The 369-nt window shown below is 61.0% G+C and carries 1 pseudogene; it reads right to left on the reverse strand.

Annotated elements, in window-relative coordinates:
* A pseudogene (locus GIR22_RS25875) lies at nucleotides 1–369 on the reverse strand (RHS repeat domain-containing protein); the annotation flags it as partial.

Consider the following 369-nt stretch of genomic DNA (forward strand, 5'->3'; position numbering starts at 1 on the left):
ACGATGCTGATCAGCGCTGTGTTCCGCGATCAGGGTGTCGCCTTGCCAGAAAAACTCGGTGGTTTTTTTATCGACGGTTTTGCTGATGCGTCGGCCAAACGGGTCGTAGCGGTAGCTGGCCGTTTGGCCGTCGGGGGGTGTGACGCTGATGAGGCGATGTTGGCAGTCGTAGCGGTATTCCGTGACCAACTGCTGGGCCCGGCCACGACGTTCGCGTATGAGATTTCCGAAGGCGTCGTAGTCGTAATGCCGGTCACCTTGCAGCAACAAGCGGTTGCCGACGATGACGGCGGGGCCGATGCGGTCTTGCATCAGCAGGTTGCCGGCCGGGTCGTGGGCGAAGCGTTCCTGGGTGTCTTGGGAGTGGTG

Source organism: Pseudomonas karstica, assembly GCF_009707515.1.
GTDB lineage: Bacteria > Pseudomonadota > Gammaproteobacteria > Pseudomonadales > Pseudomonadaceae > Aquipseudomonas > Aquipseudomonas karstica.